Origin of the sequence: Escherichia sp. E10V5 (assembly GCF_004212315.1) — a bacterium.
In the GTDB taxonomy this organism is placed as follows: domain Bacteria; phylum Pseudomonadota; class Gammaproteobacteria; order Enterobacterales; family Enterobacteriaceae; genus Escherichia.
Genome location: NZ_RHJM01000002.1, coordinates 97,676 through 115,943 on the forward strand (window position 1 = coordinate 97,676; position 18,268 = coordinate 115,943).

An 18,268-nucleotide genomic window follows, 5' to 3' on the forward strand; every position below is an offset into this window, starting at 1 on the left:
GCGATGTATTTCCTATGATTAGCGTATTCGATATTTTCAAAATCGGCATTGGCCCTTCCAGTTCTCATACCGTTGGACCAATGAAAGCGGGTAAACAATTTACCGACGATCTGATTGCCCGTAACCTGCTTAAAGACGTGACCCGCGTGGTGGTTGACGTCTATGGTTCGCTCTCTCTGACCGGCAAAGGGCACCACACTGATATCGCCATTATTATGGGCCTGGCAGGGAATCTGCCGGATACCGTGGATATCGATTCTATCCCTAGTTTTATTCAGGATGTGAATACTCACGGTCGCCTGATGCTGGCAAACGGTCAGCACGAAGTCGAGTTTCCGGTTGATGAATGCATGAACTTCCATGCCGATAACCTTTCTCTGCATGAGAACGGCATGCGCATTACCGCGCTGGCGGGCGATAAAGTTGTTTACAGCCAGACGTATTACTCCATCGGCGGTGGCTTTATCGTTGATGAAGAGCATTTTGGCCAGCAGGATAGCGCACCGGTTGAAGTTCCGTATCCTTACAGTTCAGCAGCCGACCTGCAAAAACATTGCCAGGAAACCGGGCTGTCACTCTCTGGTCTGATGATGAAAAACGAGCTGGCGCTGCACAGCAAAGAAGAGCTGGAACAGCACCTGGCGAACGTCTGGGAAGTGATGCGTGGCGGTATTGAACGCGGTATTTCCACCGAAGGCGTGTTGCCAGGCAAATTGCGCGTTCCTCGCCGTGCCGCGGCACTGCGCCGGATGCTGGTCAGCCAGGATAAAACCACCACTGACCCGATGGCGGTTGTTGACTGGATCAACATGTTCGCACTGGCAGTGAACGAAGAGAACGCTGCGGGCGGCCGTGTGGTGACTGCGCCGACTAACGGGGCGTGTGGGATTATCCCGGCAGTGCTGGCGTACTACGACAAGTTTATCCGCGAAGTGAACGCTAACTCACTGGCTCGTTACCTGCTGGTAGCCAGCGCCATTGGTTCTCTTTATAAGATGAACGCGTCGATTTCTGGTGCCGAAGTGGGTTGCCAGGGTGAAGTTGGCGTGGCGTGCTCAATGGCGGCGGCGGGTCTGGCAGAACTGTTAGGCGCAAGCCCGGCGCAGGTGTGCATCGCGGCGGAAATCGCTATGGAGCATAACCTCGGCCTGACGTGTGACCCGGTTGCTGGACAGGTTCAGGTACCGTGCATTGAGCGTAACGCCATTGCGGCAGTGAAAGCGGTGAACGCCGCGCGTATGGCACTGCGCCGTACCAGCGAACCGCGCGTCTGCCTCGATAAAGTTATCGAAACCATGTACGAAACAGGTAAAGACATGAACGCCAAGTACCGCGAAACATCTCGCGGCGGCCTGGCAATGAAGATCGTTGCCTGCGATTAATCGCTCTCCAGAGGCCTCGTTTTGCGAGGCCTCACATTGTTGAGAATGTACCTGTTGTTTATGTCGGATGCGGCGTAAACACCTTATCCGACCTATAAAACAGCGCAAATTCAATAGATTGCGATTCTTTTGTAGGCATGATAAGCGCAGCGCATCAGGCAATTTGGCGTTGTCATCAATATCAGATCTCGTTTTGCGAGCCTTCTTCCTGTTTTCTCATCCAGCCGTAGCCTGTTCCGGCATCGAATGTTACCCTTATCGCCTGATCTTTAAGGGGGTTATCGTGGCTGTTCATTTGCTTATTGTCGATGCACTGAATCTTATTCGTCGCATTCATGCCGTGCAGGGTTCACCCTGCGTGGAAACCTGTCAGCACGCCCTTGATCAACTTATTATGCACAGCCAGCCGACCCACGCCGTCGCCGTTTTTGATGATGAAAACCGCAGTAGCGGCTGGCGTCATCAGCGCCTGCCTGATTACAAAGCGGGTCGCCCGCCAATGCCGGAAGAGTTGCACAACGAGATGCCCGCGTTACGTGCAACCTTTGAGCAACGCGGTGTCCCGTGCTGGTCAGCCAGCGGCAACGAAGCCGATGACTTAGCCGCCACGCTGGCGGTCAAAGTGACCCAGGCGGGGCATCAGGCAACCATCGTTTCGACAGATAAAGGCTACTGTCAGCTACTTTCACCTGCATTACGTATTCGCGATTACTTCCAGAAACGCTGGCTGGATGCACCGTTTATCGATAAAGAATTTGGCGTTCAACCGCAGCAATTGCCCGATTACTGGGGGCTGGCTGGGATCAGTAGTTCAAAGGTGCCAGGCGTTGCGGGAATTGGGCCCAAAAGCGCCACGCAGTTGCTGGTCGAGTTTCAGAGTCTGGAAGGGATATATGAGAATCTGGATGCGGTTGCCGAAAAGTGGCGCAAGAAATTAGAAGCCCATAAAGAGATGGCGTTCCTGTGCCGTGATATCGCCCGCTTATAGACTGATTTGCATATCGACGGCAATTTACAGCAATTGCGGTTGGTACGGTAACGGCGTGCCGGATGCAAACGATTATCAACACATTGAATTTAATGCACTTATATGCCGGATAAGACGCGGCTAGCGTCGCATCCGGCATTATCACATCAGCGCATTTACCAAGCGGTATGGTAAAGCTCTACAATATCCTCAAGCGTTGCTTCACGCGGGTTGCCACCGGTACAAACATCATCCAGTGCCGCCTGCGCCAGTGCCGGAATCTCTTCCTTGCGTACACCAACATCACGCAAATGTGGCGGAATACCGACATCACGGTTGAGAGCAAACACCGCTTCAACAGCGGCATTACGCGCCTCTTCCAGACTCATACCTTCCACTTTTACGCCCATTACGCGCGCAATATCGCGGTACTTCTCGCCAGTAAATTCGGCGTTATAACGCATAATATGTGGTAACAGAATGGCATTAGCGACACCGTGCGGAGTGTTGTAAAACGCCCCCAGCGGATGCGCCATACCATGCACCAGCCCCAGTCCAACGTTCGAGAAGCCCATGCCCGCAACATACTGCCCGAGCGCCATCTCTTCTCCAGCATCTTTATCACCGGCAACCGAACCACGCAGCGCACCGGCGATAATTTCAATGGCTTTAATGTGCAGCGCATCGGTCAGCGCCCATGCACCACGCGTAATATACCCCTCGATGGCATGAGTCAACGCATCGACACCCGTCGCGGCTTTCAGCGCCGGAGGCATGCCATCCATCATGTCAGCATCAATAAACGCCACCTGCGGGATATCATGCGGATCAACGCAAACAAACTTACGACGTTTTTCTTCGTCAGTGATTACGTAGTTAATGGTCACTTCTGCCGCAGTGCCTGCTGTGGTGGGGATTGCCAGAATCGGTACACTGGGTTTATTGGTCGGGGAAAGCCCTTCCAGGCTACGCACATCGGCAAACTCCGGGTTGTTGCTGATAATGCCAATCGCTTTACAAGTATCCTGTGGAGAACCACCACCAATAGCGATCAGGTAATCCGCACCGCTATTCTGGAATACACCGAGCCCTTCTTTGACGACAGTAATTGTTGGGTTGGGTACTACGCCGTCGTAAATCGCCCATGCCAGCCCTGCAGCATCCATCTTATCGGTCACTTTCGCTACCACGCCGCATTGCACCAGCGTTTTATCGGTGACGATCAGCGCCTTCTGATAACCACGGCGTTTCACCTCATCAGTTAAGATACCTGCTGCCCCCCGACCAAACCATGCCGTTTCGTTCAGAATCATTCTGTTAGCCATCATCCTTCTCCTTGTTGCTTTACGAAATTACTCTTCAATCCGTAACCCGTAGGTTTTGAATTTCTCCAGCACTACGGCAATCTCTTCATCGCTCAGCACTGGCACCGGGTCCGTAATCGCCAGGGTCGTCAGATAAAGCTGCGCCAGCACTTCAACTTCATGCGCCAGCCATAACGCTTTTTCAAGATTCACCTCACAAGCGATAAGCCCATGATGTTGTAACAAAGTTGCCTTACGATTTTTGAGAGCCAGCGCAACATGTTCAGAAAGTTCGCGTGTTCCAAAGGTCGCATAAGGCGCGCAAGGAATAGAATTACCGCCAGCCGCCGCAATCATGTAGTGAATAGCGGGGATCGGTCGGTTAAGAATGGAAACTGCCGTGCAATGAATGGCATGATTGTGAACAACCGCGTTGGCATCCGGTCTGCTTTGATAGGCCGCCATATGGAAACGCCATTCGCTTGAGGGGAGCTTTCCTTCCTCATGTTTACCGTTGCCATCAATAAAGACAATATGCGACTCCGTCAGTTTTTCATATGGAATACCTGTAGGCGTAATCAGCATCCCATCCTGATAACGTACACTGACGTTACCCGCTGTCCCCTGGTTCAGTCCCAGGCGGGTCATTTCCAGGCAAGTGTCAATAATCTGACGAGCAAGTTTATTTCGTTCCATTAGCTACCTCTCTCTGATTCAAAACAGGGCAATAATGTTGTTCCTTTCACACTATTGAATTAGCCATTTAATTACCCACCATCTTCTTCCTGATTAACCAGAAAGAAATTCACAAGCTTATATTTTGTGACCTGGTTCAACTAATCACAGTAAATAACTGCAAGTTCTCTTTTTATAACCCCATTAAAAATGACCGCTCTTAAAAATATTTATCAAAACGGTCATTTTTCTGCTCCTCCCAGCCAGGAATGCCCGTTTTCTGCACAAACAATTAATACGGTCATCTGGTTTGTGTTTTTTATGATTTATTTTCTGAAACGGGCATGAAATTTCGATTATTAAAGTGATGGTAGTCACATAAAGTCACTTTCCAGCTAATAAGTGTGACCGCCGTCATATTACAGAGCGTTTTTTATTTGAAAATGAATCCATGAGTTCATTTCAGACAGGCAAATATTCACTGATATGAAGCCCGAACTCGCTGGTTTTGCACTTTTGAAAACATAACCGATTACGTGCTTAAGCTTCTGAACCTAAGAGGATGCTATGGGAAACACATCAATACAAACGCAGAGTTACCGTGCGGTAGATAAAGATGCAGGGCAAAGCAGAAGTTACATTATTCCATTCGCGCTGCTGTGCTCACTGTTTTTTCTTTGGGCGGTAGCCAATAACCTTAACGACATTTTATTACCTCAATTCCAGCAGGCTTTTACGCTGACAAATTTCCAGGCTGGCCTGATCCAATCGGCCTTTTACTTTGGTTATTTCATTATCCCAATCCCTGCTGGGATATTGATGAAAAAACTCAGTTATAAAGCAGGGATTATTACCGGATTATTTTTATATGCCTTGGGCGCTGCATTATTCTGGCCCGCGGCAGAAATAATGAACTACACCTTATTTTTAGTTGGCCTATTTATTATTGCAGCCGGATTAGGTTGTCTGGAAACTGCCGCAAACCCTTTTGTTACGGTATTAGGGCCGGAAAGCAGTGGTCACTTCCGCTTAAATCTTGCGCAAACATTTAACTCATTTGGCGCAATTATCGCGGTTGTCTTTGGGCAAAGTCTTATTTTGTCTAACGTGCCACATCAATCGCAAGACGTTCTCGATAAAATGTCTCCAGAGCAATTGAGTGCGTATAAACACAGCTTGGTATTATCGGTACAGACACCTTATATGATCATCGTGGCTATCGTGTTACTGGTCGCCCTGCTGATCATGCTGACGAAATTCCCGGCATTGCAGAGTGATAATCACAGTGACGCTAAACAAGGATCGTTCTCCGCATCGCTTTCTCGTCTGGCGCGTATTCGTCACTGGCGCTGGGCGGTATTAGCGCAATTCTGCTATGTCGGCGCACAAACGGCCTGCTGGAGCTATTTGATTCGCTACGCTGTAGAAGAAATTCCAGGTATGACTGCAGGCTTTGCCGCTAACTATTTAACCGGAACCATGGTGTGCTTCTTTATTGGTCGTTTCACCGGTACCTGGCTCATCAGTCGCTTCGCACCACACAAAGTCCTGGCAGCCTACGCATTAATCGCTATGGCACTGTGCCTGATCTCAGCCTTCGCTGGCGGTCATGTGGGCTTAATAGCCCTGACTTTATGCAGCGCCTTTATGTCGATTCAGTACCCAACAATCTTCTCGCTGGGCATTAAGAATCTCGGCCAGGACACCAAATACGGTTCATCCTTCATCGTTATGACCATTATTGGCGGCGGTATTGTCACTCCGGTCATGGGTTTTGTCAGTGACGCGGCGGGCAACATCCCCACTGCTGAACTGATCCCCGCACTCTGCTTCGCGGTCATCTTTATCTTTGCCCGTTTCCGTTCTCAAACGGCAACTAACTGAACATATTTTCCGAATAAAGTGAGGAATCTGTAATGAAAAAAATCAGCTTACCGAAAGTTGGCATCCGCCCGGTTATCGACGGTCGTCGCATGGGTGTTCGTGAGTCGCTTGAAGAACAAACAATGAATATGGCGAAAGCCACGGCCGCACTGCTGACCGATAAACTGCGCCATGCCTGCGGAGCTGCTGTCGAGTGTGTCATTTCCGATACCTGTATCGCGGGTATGGCTGAAGCCGCTGCTTGCGAAGAAAAATTCAGCAGTCAGAATGTAGGCCTCACCATTACGGTAACGCCTTGCTGGTGCTATGGCAGTGAAACCATCGACATGGACCCAACCCGCCCGAAAGCCATTTGGGGCTTTAACGGCACTGAACGCCCCGGAGCTGTTTACCTCGCAGCAGCTTTAGCTGCTCACAGTCAGAAAGGCATTCCGGCATTCTCCATTTACGGTCATGACGTTCAGGATGCCGATGACACATCGATCCCTGCCGACGTTGAAGAAAAACTGCTGCGCTTTGCCCGCGCCGGTTTGGCAGTCGCCAGCATGAAAGGTAAAAGCTATCTGTCACTGGGCGGTGTTTCGATGGGCATCGCCGGTTCCATCGTTGACCACAACTTCTTTGAATCCTGGCTGGGAATGAAAGTCCAGGCGGTGGATATGACCGAACTGCGCCGCCGTATCGATCAGAAGATTTACGACGAAGCCGAACTGGAAATGGCGCTGGCCTGGGCTGATAAAAACTTCCGCTATGGCGAAGATGAAAATAACAAACAGTATCAACGTAATGCCGAGCAAAGCCGCGTTGTTCTGCGCGAAAGTTTACTGATGGCGATGTGTATCCGCGACATGATGCAAGGCAATAGCAAACTGGCCGATATCGGTCGCGTGGAAGAATCACTTGGCTACAACGCCATCGCTGCGGGCTTCCAGGGGCAACGCCACTGGACCGATCAATATCCCAATGGTGACACCGCCGAAGCGATCCTCAACAGTTCATTTGACTGGAATGGCGTACGCGAACCCTTTGTCGTGGCGACTGAAAACGACAGTCTTAACGGCGTGGCAATGTTAATGGGCCACCAGCTCACCGGCACCGCTCAGGTATTTGCCGATGTGCGTACCTACTGGTCACCAGATGCAATTGAGCGTGTAACAGGGCATAAACTGGACGGACTGGCAGAACACGGCATCATCCATTTGATCAACTCCGGCTCTGCTGCGCTGGACGGTTCCTGTAAACAACGCGACAGCGAAGGTAACCCGACGATGAAGCCACACTGGGAAATCTCTCAGCAAGAGGCTGACGCTTGCCTCGCCGCTACCGAATGGTGCCCGGCGATCCACGAATACTTCCGTGGCGGCGGTTACTCTTCCCGCTTCCTTACCGAAGGCGGCGTCCCGTTCACCATGACTCGTGTCAACATCATCAAAGGCCTGGGACCGGTACTGCAAATCGCGGAAGGCTGGAGCGTGGAATTACCGAAGGATGTGCATGACATCCTCAACAAACGCACCAACTCAACCTGGCCAACCACCTGGTTTGCACCGCGCCTCACTGGTAAAGGGCCGTTTACGGATGTGTATTCGGTAATGGCGAACTGGGGCGCTAACCACGGGGTTCTGACCATCGGCCACGTTGGCGCAGACTTTATCACTCTCGCCTCCATGCTGCGTATCCCGGTGTGTATGCACAACGTTGAAGAGAGCAAAGTGTATCGTCCTTCTACCTGGGCCGCGCACGGTATGGATATTGAAGGCCAGGATTACCGTGCATGCCAGAACTACGGCCCGTTGTATAAGCGTTAATACATTACTCCCTGATGTGATGCCCGGTCACTCCGGCTACCGGGCCTGAACAAGCAAGAGTGGTTAGCCGGATAAGCAATGTTATCCGGCTATATTGCAGGAGCGATTATGAAACAAGAAGTTATCCTGGTACTCGACTGTGGCGCGACCAATGTCAGGGCCATCGCGGTTAATCGGCAGGGAAAAATTATTGCCCGCGCCTCAACGCCTAATGCCAGCGATATCGCGATGGAAAACAACACCTGGCACCAGTGGTCTTTAGACGCCATTTTGCAACGCTTTGCTGATTGCTGTCGGCAAATCAATAGTGAACTAACTGAATGCCACATCCGCGGTATCGCCGTCACCACCTTTGGTGTGGATGGCGCTCTGGTAGATAAACAAGGCAATCTGCTCTATCCGATCATTAGCTGGAAATGTCCGCGAACAGCAGCGGTAATGGACAATATTGAACGGTTGATCTCCGCACAGCGGTTGCAGGCTATTTCTGGCGTCGGAGCCTTTAGTTTCAATACGTTATATAAGTTGGTGTGGTTGAAAGAAAATCATCCACAACTGCTGGAACGCGCGCACGCCTGGCTCTTTATTTCGTCGCTGATTAACCACCGTTTAACCGGCGAATTCACTACTGATATCACGATGGCCGGAACCAGCCAGATGCTGGATATCCAGCAACGCGGTTTCAGTCCGCAAATTTTACAAGCCACCGGTATTCCACGCCGACTCTTCCCTCGTCTGGTGGAAGCGGGTGAACAGATTGGTACGCTACAGAACGGCGTAGCAGCAATGCTCGGCTTACCCGTTGGCATACCGGTGATTTCCGCAGGTCACGATACCCAGTTCGCCCTTTTTGGCGCTGGTGCCGAACAAAATGAACCCGTGCTCTCTTCCGGTACATGGGAAATTTTGATGGTCCGCAGCGCCCAGGTTGATACTTCGCTGTTAAGTCAGTACGCCGGTTCCACCTGCGAACTGGATAGCCAGGTAGGGTTGTATAACCCAGGTATGCAATGGCTGGCATCCGGCGTGCTGGAATGGGTGAGAGAACTGTTCTGGACGGCTGAAACTCCCTGGCAAATGTTGATTGAAGAGGCTCGTCTGATCGCGCCTGGCGCGGATGGTGTGAAAATGCAGTGTGATTTATTGTCGTGTCAGAACGCTGGCTGGCAAGGAGTGACGCTTAATACCACGCGGGGGCATTTCTATCGCGCGGCGCTGGAAGGGTTAACCGCGCAATTACAGCGCAATCTACAGATGCTGGAAAAAATCGGGCACTTTAAAGCCTCTGAATTATTGTTAGTCGGCGGAGGAAGTCGCAACACATTGTGGAATCAGATTAAAGCCAATATGCTTGATATTCCGGTAAAAGTTCTCGACGACGCCGAAACGACCGTCGCAGGAGCTGCGCTGTTCGGTTGGTATGGCGTAGAGGAATTTAACAGCCCGGAAGAAGCCCGCGCGCAGATTCATTATCAGTACCGTTATTTCTACCCGCAAACTGAACCTGAATTTATAGAGGAAGTGTGAAATGCTGAAAACAATTTCGCCGTTAATTTCTCCCGAACTATTGAAAGTGCTGGCAGAGATGGGACATGGAGATGAAATTATTTTTTCCGATGCTCACTTTCCCGCCCATTCGATGGGACCGCAGGTGATCCGCGCTGATGGCCTGTTGGTGAGCGACTTGCTCCAGGCGATTATCCCGTTATTTGAACTGGACAGTTATGCACCGCCGCTGGTGATGATGGCGGCGGTAGAAGGTGACACTCTCGATCCTGAAGTAGAACGACGTTACCGTAATGCGCTTTCACTACAAGCCCCGTGTCCTGACATCATCCGCATCAATCGTTTTGCGTTTTATGAACGGGCGCAAAAAGCCTTTGCGATCGTTATCACAGGCGAACGAGCGAAGTACGGGAATATTCTTTTAAAAAAAGGGGTAACACCGTAATCTCATACCGGTACGCCCGCATGACGCGGGCGGTTATCGAATGATGGGGTGAAAAATATGAAAGCGGCACGCCAGCAAGCGATAGTCAACCTGCTGCTGAACCATACCAGCCTGACCACGGAAGCTCTCTCTGAACAGCTAAAGGTCAGTAAAGAAACCATTCGTCGCGATCTCAATGAATTACAGACGCAGGGTAAAATTCTGCGCAATCATGGACGCGCTAAATATATCCACCGTCAAAATCAAGACAGTGGCGATCCCTTTCACATCCGGCTGAAAAGCCATTATGCGCATAAAGCAGATATCGCGCGCGAGGCGCTCACGTGGATTGAAGAAGGGATGGTGATAGCCTTAGACGCCAGTTCAACTTGCTGGTATCTGGCACGCCAGTTGCCTGACATCAACATCCAGGTCTTCACCAATAGCCATCCGATTTGCCATGAACTCGGTAAACGCGAACGCATTCAACTGATCAGTTCCGGCGGCACACTTGAGCGCAAATATGGCTGTTACGTCAATCCCTCGCTGATTTCCCAACTTAAATCGCTGGAAATCGATCTGTTTATTTTTTCTTGTGAAGGGATCGATAGCAGCGGCGCACTGTGGGACTCCAATGCCATCAACGCTGATTACAAATCGATGCTATTAAAACGTGCCGCGCAATCGTTGTTATTGATTGATAAAAGTAAATTTAATCGTTCAGGGGAAGCCCGCATCGGGCATCTGGATGAGGTAACGCACATTATTTCTGATGAGCGCCAGGTTGCAACTTCTTTGGTAACAGCCTGACGGAAAGGGTAGCAGGCCGGAGACGACGCCCCGGCCTTGCCTGTTAGCGCTCGTCGCGACGACCACCTACCGCAGCCCAGATGCGACGGACATGCACCGTCACTTCTTCGCGATCGTGATACAACTGACGCGCCTGAATCTGGGCGTTAATGCCATGTTCATCAAGCTGTGCCTGAATGTACGCCAGATTGTGTGACACTTCTTCGTAGCGTTTTTTCATCGGCAATTTAAGGTTGAAGATAGTTTCACGACACCAGCCATTAACCAGCCACTGCGCCATCAAAGCCGCGACCTTCGCCGGTTTTTCCACCATGTCACACACCATCCACGAGATATTGCTACGTGTCGGGCGGAATTTAAAACCATCTTCCCGCAGCCACGTCACCTGTCCGGTATCCATCAGACTTTGCGCCATCGGGCCGTTATCAACGGAGTAAACCCACATGTTGCGCTTCACCAGTTGGTAGGTCCAGCCGCCCGGGCAAGCGCCCAAATCCACCGCCCACATCCCGTTCGCCAGGCGTTCATCCCATTCATCCGCAGGAATAAACACATGAAATGCCTCTTCCAGCTTGAGCGTGGAACGACTTGGCGCATCTGCCGGAAACTTCAGGCGCGGAATGCCCATATAGAACGGCGAGTTATTATTGCTGTAGGAGTAGCCGGTATAACAGCAGCCTGGCGCGATAAAGAACACATGCACCACTGGACGCTTCGGCGTTTCATAGCTCGCCAGGACGCCCGCATCACGCAAAGCAGCCCGTAACGGTACAGTAAATTTGCGGCAGAATTTCAGTAACTCTTTACTTTCGTTGGTGTCCGCGACTTCAACACGCAGTTCGCTGCCCTTCTCTACCACACCCTGCAACATGCCAACTATTGGCGTAATGCGGTCTTCCTGCGGCAAATGCTGGAGCAGTTCCCCCACCACAAACCACTGGCGGGCAAAAATTAATGAACTAAATGGCAGTTCACGGATTAACTTATCGCCATCTTCCGCTTGATAACATTCATAAATCACATAACCCGCATTCTCTTTTACACGGGCAAAACCGAATATTTCCCGCTGCCCGGCTTTATCGGTAATTTCTGCGGCGCACTCTTTTTCAAAGCCCGGACGGCACAACAATACAACTTTATTCATGACTTACGCCCTTGCGCTTTAAACGGATAGCACCAACTAACATTAACGCCCAGCCCGCGAGAAAACTCACACCGCCGACCGGAGTGACAAACGCCCACAAACGCAGATGAGACAGCGCCAGGCAATAAAGGCTGCCGCTGAACAGCACCGTACCTAGCGCCAGAAAGACGCTACTCCAGTAAAACCAGATACTGATGCGACGTTGCATTGCCACCGCCAGACCTAAAATTGCCAGCGTATGAAATGCCTGGTATTCGAGGCCGGTCTGGATCCAGCCCATTTCAACGGCGCCCATGGTTTTACTTAAAACATGCGCACCAAAAGCACCCAGAGCGACAAAAATGAAGCCGCTAATGGCGGCGAAAATCAGCATAAAACGGCTGGTCATGGTCGTACCCTACATAAATTATTGTTCATAACGAAAGCGGAATTTTTCTTGTTCAGCAGCGGCTTTCGCCAGGATCCATTGGCGAAAGGCGGCTATTTTACCCAGTTCTGCCTGGCTGTCATGACATACCAGATAAAAAGCATTTTTACTGACCAATACGTCATTAAACGGGCAAACAAGGCGTCCGGCCTCGATTTCAGATTGCGCCATCACGTTATTTGCCAGCGCCACCCCCTGCCCGTGAATGGCGGCTTGTAGCACCATGGCGCTATGGCTGAAGATAGGCCCTTGCTGAACGTTAATATGAGTCAGCCCCAACTGGCGGGTATATGTCTGCCAGTCTCGCCGGGATGCATCGTGTAATAACGTATGTTTAGCCAGATCTTCCGGCGTCTTCAAGGATTTCTCACCGGTTAATAGTAAAGGCGAACACACTGGCAACAGGTATTCGGCGTAAAGCTTTTCCACCCGCAGCCCCGGCCAGTTGCCTCGGCCATAAAATATCGCCACATCGACATCATCCGCCAGTTTATCTTCCTGTCGGTCGACCGCCTGGATTCGAACGTCGATTCCCGGATAAGCTGAATTAAAGCTGGAAAGTCGCGGTACCAGCCAGTGGATGGCAAAACTGGGGAGTAAGCTAACCGTCAATGCCCCTTTGGCGCTACGGGCCTGGAGTTTACGCGTCGCTTCGGTTAATTGCGAAAATATCTCTTTGATATCGAGAAAATAGCTTTGCCCTTCCTCGGTCAATAGAAGTGAACGATTACGGCGGCGGAACAGTTTTAGCCCCAAAAAATCCTCAAGGGACTTGATTTGATGACTTACTGCGGCCTGGGTCACAAAAAGCTCTTCTGCTGCACGCGTGAAGCTTAAATGGCGGGCTGCGGCATCAAAAACTCGTAAGGCATTTAGCGGTGGTAATCGTTTAGACATGGCTTTTAAACTTTGATGTTAAATGAATTTAACAATTAGATTACACTGTGTAACCTATTAGTTTTTTTAATCTGAGCCATTATAAATTGTCCGTTGAGCTTCTACCAGCAAATACCTATAGTGGCGGCACTTCCTGAGCCGGAACGAAAAGTTTTATCGGAATGCGTGTTCTGGTGAACTTTTGGCTTACGGTTGTGATGTTGTGTTGTTGTGTTTGCAATTGGTCTGCGATTCAGACCATGGTAGCAAAGCTACCTTTTTTCACTTCCTGTACATTTACCCTGTCTGTCCATAGTGATTAATGTAGCACCGCCTAATTGCGGTGCTTTTTTTTACCTTGCGATCGCGAATTACTGATCCAGTTCGACCATCTCTTTCACGTCGGTACGGTTGATCTGCTGTTTGTTGCCATTAGCGTCTTTATAAGAAATCATACCGGTTTCATCATCCGTCATCGGTTTACCATCAGATACAATGGTACGTCCGTCGTTGGTGTGCATCACATAGTTCGAACCGGAGCAGGCGCTAAGGGCAAAAGTCAGCATACAGGCAGAGATAATGGCGGCAGTCTTTTTCATCTTCTTCTCCTTAAAGCGATTACTAAATCTTAATAATATTGATTAACAGGCTAAAATTAACGCCTAACACTATTCAGCATATGTTACTGACGCGGCTTCGACAGGATATCAAGACGATTCCGATGGTTAGCACTCACCTTGTTTCAAAGTGAATTTTGCGTCACGATCGGCGAATCAAGCCGAGGAGTCTCATGAACGTTTTTAATCCCGCGCAATTTCGCGCCCAGTTTCCCGCGCTACAGGATGCGGGCGTTTATCTCGATAGTGCAGCGACCGCACTCAAACCCGAAGCTGTGGTTGAAGCAACCCGGCAGTTCTATAGCCTGAGCGCCGGAAACGTCCATCGCAGCCAGTTTGCCGAAGCCCAACGCCTGACCGCACGTTATGAAGCTGCACGGGAAAAAGTAGCGCAATTGCTAAATGCACCGGATGATAAAACTATCGTCTGGACGCGCGGCACCACCGAATCCATCAACATGGTGGCACAATGCTATGCCCGTCCGCGTCTGCAACCGGGCGATGAGATTATTGTCAGCGTGGCAGAGCATCACGCTAACCTCGTTCCCTGGCTAATGGTTGCCCAACAAACCGGAGCCAAAATAGTGAAACTGCCGCTTAATGCGCAGCGGTTGCCGGATGTCGATTTATTGCCGGAGTTAATTACTCCCCGTAGTCGAATTCTGGCGTTGGGCCAGATGTCGAACGTCACTGGCGGTTGCCCGGATCTGGCGCGAGCGATTACCTTTGCTCATTCAGCCGGGATGGTGGTGATGGTTGATGGTGCACAGGGCGCAGTGCATTTCCCTGCCGATGTTCAGCAACTGGATATCGATTTCTATGCTTTCTCTGGTCACAAACTGTATGGCCCGACGGGTATCGGCGTGCTTTACGGCAAACCAGAACTGCTGGAAGCGATGTCGCCCTGGCTGGGCGGCGGCAAAATGATTCACGAAGTGAGTTTTGACGGCTTCACTACTCAATCCGCGCCGTGGAAACTGGAAGCCGGAACGCCAAATGTCGCTGGTGTCATAGGATTAAGCGCGGCGCTGGAATGGCTGGCCGATTACGATATCTACCAGGCAGAAAGCTGGAGCCGTAGCCTGGCGACGCTTGCAGAAGACGCTCTGGCAAAACGTCCAGGCTTTCGTTCATTCCGCTGTCAGGACTCCAGCCTGCTGGCCTTTGATTTCGCGGGTGTTCATCACAGCGATATGGTGACGCTACTGGCGGAATATGGTATTGCCCTGCGCGCCGGGCAGCACTGTGCTCAACCGCTGTTGGCAGAATTAGGCGTAACCGGCACCCTGCGCGCCTCTTTTGCGCCATATAATACAAAGAGTGATGTGGATGCGCTGGTGAATGCCGTTGACCGCGCGCTGGAATTATTGGTGGATTAATGACGAACCCGCAACTCGCCGGACATCCGTTCGGCACAACCGTTACCGTAGAGACGTTACGCGATACTTTCGCGCCATTGACGCAATGGGAAGACAAATATCGCCAGCTGATTATGTTGGGGAAACAGCTGCCTGCGTTGCCAGACGAATTAAAAGCACAGGCCAAAGAAATTGCCGGATGTGAAAACCGCGTCTGGCTTGGATATAACGTCGCAGAAAACGGCAGGATGCATTTCTTTGGTGATAGCGAAGGGCGCATTGTGCGCGGTCTGCTGGCCGTATTGCTGACTGCCGTTGAGGGCAAAACCGCCGCCGAGTTACAAGCACTGTCGCCGCTGGCATTGTTTGATGAGCTGGGATTGCGTGCGCAACTTAGCGCCTCTCGCAGTCAGGGATTGAATGCGTTAAGCGAGGCAATTCTCGCTGCGGCAAAGCAAGCTTGATGTTACACAGATCCTGGTCGGATAAGACACACCAGACGTCGCATCCGACCTAATGTTTACCCCTGGCGCGCCGCTTTCGCCATCATCTTCTTCAGCGCATGAGAAACCGCAACAAACCCAAAGGTGGCGGTTACCATCGTCGCGGCGCCAAATCCAGATGCGCAATCCATCCGCTTTGGCCCTTCCGCCGTGGCTTTCATTGCACAGACCGTGCCGTCTGACTGCGGATACACCAGTGCTTCGGTAGAGAACACGCAATCCACGCCGAGCTTACCTTTACTGTTTTTCACCACGCCGAAATCGCTTTTCAGGCGCTCGCGCAGCTTCGCCGCCAGCGGATCCTGAATCGTCTTCGCCAGATCGGTAACCTGAATCTGCGTCGGATCAATCTGCCCACCAGCGCCACCGGTCGTGACTAGCGGAATTTTATTGCGCCGACAATAAGCAATCAGCGCCGCTTTGGGTCGCACGCTATCAATGGCATCAATTACATACGAATAACCTGCACTCATGTATTGCGCTACGTTATCCGGCGTCACGAAGTCATCTACTACTGTTACACGGCACTCAGGGTTAATCTGGCGAATGCGCTCCGCCATCACTTCCGCTTTTGCCAGCCCGACGTTATCGCGCAGCGCATGAATTTGCCGATTGGTATTGGTGACGCACACATCATCCATATCAATAAGCGTGATTGCGCCAATCCCCGTGCGCGCCAGCGCTTCCGCAGCCCAGGAACCGACACCACCGATACCCACCACACAAATATGCGCATCAGCGAACAGTTGCAACGCTTTTTCACCATACAGACGCGCTGTGCCACCAAAACGCTGACGCCATGCATCACTAATTACAACAGACATAGCACCTCAGAATTAAAAAGGGCGAGGTTATCCCTCACCCTAAACGCATAAATGCCTGATGCGCTACGCTTATCAGGCCTACATAACTCCTGCAATATATTGAATTTGCATGATTTGTAGGCCGGATAAGGCGTTCACGCCGCATCCGGCATGAACAACGCGCACTTAGTCAACAATCAGGATGTGAGGTTATTCCTCACCCTGCCTTATCCGTAAAAACGGCATACAGAATATCACATCAGCCACTAAAGACGTTACCTGCGCCCGGGGCGGTTTTCAGCACCCAGACACGTCCATAGTGGTTGTACCAACCTGCGCGATGTCCGGCTTCCGGTCCAATCCCCTGGTAGATATCGAAGTGTTGGCCTTTGATTGCGCCACCGACATCCAACGCCACCATCAAACGCAGTTCGTACTGACCGTTAAATTTGCCGTTATTATCCAGCAGCGGCACTTCTGCCAGCAAGGTTGTACCTGGCGGGATAATGGAACGATCGGAGGCAACTGAAGCGCGACCAACCAGCGGCACCGCACTTGCCCCTTTCACCGGTGCAAAAGACTGCGGTTTAAAGAAGACGAAAGACGGGTTCTGTTCCAGCAGCTCGCGAACTTCGGCTTCACTGTGTGTTTCACCCCAGTGACGAATCGCCTGCATCGACATATCTTCTTTTTTCACTTCGCCACGATCGATCAACACCTTGCCAATACTGCGATAGGCATGACCATTCTTTCCGGCATAGCTGAAGAAGTTAAGCGGACTGCCATCACCAAAGTCGATATACCCACTACCCTGCACATCCATAATGAAGTTATCCATCAGAGAGTTGCTGTAAGCGAGGATGTATTTATCGCTCAATGCTCCCGCGTAGATCTCCGCGCGAGACGGCAAACGCCCACGTTTTGGCGGCATTCGATAAATAGGATACTGGAACTCGCCCTGACGAGTATGGCGCGCCTGAATCACCGGCGTGTAATAGCCCGTAAACTGTACGTTACCGTAATTATCCGTACCTTCCATCTGCCAGGCGTCAATGCCGAACTGGCGCATATTGCGGGTATCACCGCCTGCACGCAGCCACTCCTGCACGGCGTTATAAACGCTACTCTGGTTGCCATACAGACGCGGCGACGCGTTGCGGATATGGTTAATTTGTTCGGCAAAATCACCGGCGTTAATCGGCGCGCCAACAGCATCTGGTTGGTTCACCAGAGAGAAAGGCTGGGTAAATTTCCCGTCTTTATATTGCTGTCCGCGATCGGTTGGTTTGGAGGAGCAGGCGGCCAGTATCGTCACAACCGCGCCCATAAGAAGGTACTTTACCCAACGTCCTTTCATTGTTCTCTTCTTCAGGTTAAAAAATAAGGCGTTAATGAAGATAACAAACCGTCGCCTTTAATGAAATCCGTAGTATTCCCTGATGCAAATTTTGTACAAAAAATAGACTTCAATGCTTTGTTTTTGTTCAATATCATGCCAAATCCGTGATCAGAGTAAAAAAAAGGTTGCATGAAAACGCGAGCGGAGTATAGTGCGCATCCACGGACGCGGGGTGGAGCAGCCTGGTAGCTCGTCGGGCTCATAACCCGAAGGTCGTCGGTTCAAATCCGGCCCCCGCAACCAATTAAAATTTGATGAAGTAAAGCAGTACGGTGACGCGGGGTGGAGCAGCCTGGTAGCTCGTCGGGCTCATAACCCGAAGGTCGTCGGTTCAAATCCGGCCCCCGCAACCAATCAAAATTTGATGAAGTAATAGCAGTA

17 protein-coding genes and 2 tRNA genes are annotated in these 18,268 nt (G+C 51.1%); 11 read left to right on the forward strand and 8 right to left on the reverse strand.

What is annotated here, in order from left to right; genetic code table 11:
- Positions 1–14: 14 nt before the first annotated feature.
- Positions 15–1,382 carry an L-serine ammonia-lyase II gene (gene sdaB / locus D9738_RS00885; protein WP_130259353.1) on the forward strand — a complete coding sequence of 456 codons (1,368 nt, stop codon included), beginning with the start codon at positions 15–17 and terminating at the stop codon, positions 1,380–1,382.
- Positions 1,383–1,665: 283 nt separating this feature from the next.
- Entirely contained in the window at positions 1,666–2,370 is a 705-nt protein-coding gene (xni, locus tag D9738_RS00890) for a flap endonuclease Xni (RefSeq protein ID WP_130259354.1), read from the forward strand.
- A 155-nt stretch (positions 2,371–2,525) separates the two neighbouring features.
- Here xni and fucO read toward each other — a convergent pair whose 3' ends face one another.
- Positions 2,526–3,674 (reverse strand): lactaldehyde reductase, encoded by a 1,149-nt coding sequence (gene fucO, locus D9738_RS00895; protein ID WP_130259355.1) that lies wholly within the window; start codon positions 3,672–3,674, stop codon positions 2,526–2,528.
- A 27-nt stretch (positions 3,675–3,701) separates the two neighbouring features.
- Entirely contained in the window at positions 3,702–4,349 is a 648-nt protein-coding gene (fucA, locus tag D9738_RS00900) for an L-fuculose-phosphate aldolase (protein ID WP_130259356.1), read from the reverse strand.
- 546 nt (positions 4,350–4,895) lie between these two features.
- Between fucA and fucP the strand changes: the two genes are divergently transcribed.
- The 5 genes from fucP (at position 4,896) to fucR (ending at position 10,760) form a co-directional block, all read left to right on the forward strand.
- Complete coding sequence (gene fucP, locus D9738_RS00905) at positions 4,896–6,212, forward strand: L-fucose:H+ symporter permease (RefSeq protein WP_000528603.1); 1,317 nt, start codon at positions 4,896–4,898, stop codon at positions 6,210–6,212.
- 32 nt (positions 6,213–6,244) lie between these two features.
- On the forward strand, positions 6,245–8,020 hold the full coding sequence (gene fucI / locus D9738_RS00910) for an L-fucose isomerase (protein ID WP_130259357.1): 1,776 nt from the start codon (positions 6,245–6,247) through the stop codon (positions 8,018–8,020).
- Between the two features lie 108 nt (positions 8,021–8,128).
- Positions 8,129–9,547, forward strand: a complete 1,419-nt coding sequence (gene fucK / locus D9738_RS00915; protein ID WP_130259358.1) for an L-fuculokinase — start codon at positions 8,129–8,131, stop codon at positions 9,545–9,547.
- Position 9,548: 1 nt separating this feature from the next.
- Positions 9,549–9,971: an L-fucose mutarotase gene (gene fucU, locus D9738_RS00920; RefSeq protein WP_000920840.1), complete on the forward strand. Its 423-nt coding sequence runs from the start codon at positions 9,549–9,551 to the stop codon at positions 9,969–9,971.
- Positions 9,972–10,028: 57 nt separating this feature from the next.
- Positions 10,029–10,760 (forward strand): L-fucose operon activator, encoded by a 732-nt coding sequence (gene fucR / locus D9738_RS00925; protein WP_130259359.1) that lies wholly within the window; start codon positions 10,029–10,031, stop codon positions 10,758–10,760.
- A gap of 43 nt (positions 10,761–10,803) precedes the next feature.
- Here fucR and rlmM read toward each other — a convergent pair whose 3' ends face one another.
- The 4 genes from rlmM to D9738_RS00945 form a co-directional block, all read right to left on the reverse strand.
- Entirely contained in the window at positions 10,804–11,904 is a 1,101-nt protein-coding gene (rlmM, locus tag D9738_RS00930; protein ID WP_130259360.1) for a 23S rRNA (cytidine(2498)-2'-O)-methyltransferase RlmM, read from the reverse strand.
- The gene (locus D9738_RS00935) at positions 11,897–12,292 is read right to left on the reverse strand and encodes a DUF423 domain-containing protein (protein WP_000203905.1); all 396 of its coding nucleotides are present in this window, start codon (positions 12,290–12,292) and stop codon (positions 11,897–11,899) included. The genes rlmM and D9738_RS00935 overlap by 8 nt, the downstream gene beginning before the upstream one ends.
- 18 nt (positions 12,293–12,310) lie before the next feature.
- Complete coding sequence (gene gcvA / locus D9738_RS00940) at positions 12,311–13,228, reverse strand: glycine cleavage system transcriptional regulator GcvA (RefSeq protein ID WP_130207706.1); 918 nt, start codon at positions 13,226–13,228, stop codon at positions 12,311–12,313.
- 350 nt (positions 13,229–13,578) lie between these two features.
- Positions 13,579–13,806: a YgdI/YgdR family lipoprotein gene (locus D9738_RS00945; RefSeq protein ID WP_130207708.1), complete on the reverse strand. Its 228-nt coding sequence runs from the start codon at positions 13,804–13,806 to the stop codon at positions 13,579–13,581.
- 191 nt (positions 13,807–13,997) lie between these two features.
- Between D9738_RS00945 and csdA the strand changes: the two genes are divergently transcribed.
- Both csdA and csdE read left to right on the forward strand, forming a co-directional pair.
- Positions 13,998–15,203: a cysteine desulfurase CsdA gene (gene csdA / locus D9738_RS00950; protein ID WP_130259361.1), complete on the forward strand. Its 1,206-nt coding sequence runs from the start codon at positions 13,998–14,000 to the stop codon at positions 15,201–15,203.
- The gene (gene csdE, locus D9738_RS00955; protein ID WP_130259362.1) at positions 15,203–15,646 is read left to right on the forward strand and encodes a cysteine desulfurase sulfur acceptor subunit CsdE; all 444 of its coding nucleotides are present in this window, start codon (positions 15,203–15,205) and stop codon (positions 15,644–15,646) included. Before csdA ends, csdE begins: the two co-directional genes overlap by 1 nt.
- A gap of 56 nt (positions 15,647–15,702) precedes the next feature.
- Here the strand turns inward: csdE and tcdA are convergent, their stop codons facing one another.
- Positions 15,703–16,509, reverse strand: a complete 807-nt coding sequence (tcdA, locus tag D9738_RS00960) for a tRNA cyclic N6-threonylcarbamoyladenosine(37) synthase TcdA (protein WP_000117724.1) — start codon at positions 16,507–16,509, stop codon at positions 15,703–15,705.
- Positions 16,510–16,747: 238 nt separating this feature from the next.
- Complete coding sequence (mltA, locus tag D9738_RS00965) at positions 16,748–17,845, reverse strand: murein transglycosylase A (protein WP_130259363.1); 1,098 nt, start codon at positions 17,843–17,845, stop codon at positions 16,748–16,750.
- A gap of 208 nt (positions 17,846–18,053) precedes the next feature.
- Between mltA and D9738_RS00970 the strand changes: the two genes are divergently transcribed.
- A tRNA-Met gene (locus tag D9738_RS00970) sits at positions 18,054–18,130 on the forward strand.
- Positions 18,131–18,163: 33 nt separating this feature from the next.
- Positions 18,164–18,240, forward strand: a tRNA-Met gene (locus D9738_RS00975).
- Positions 18,241–18,268 lie beyond the last annotated feature (28 nt).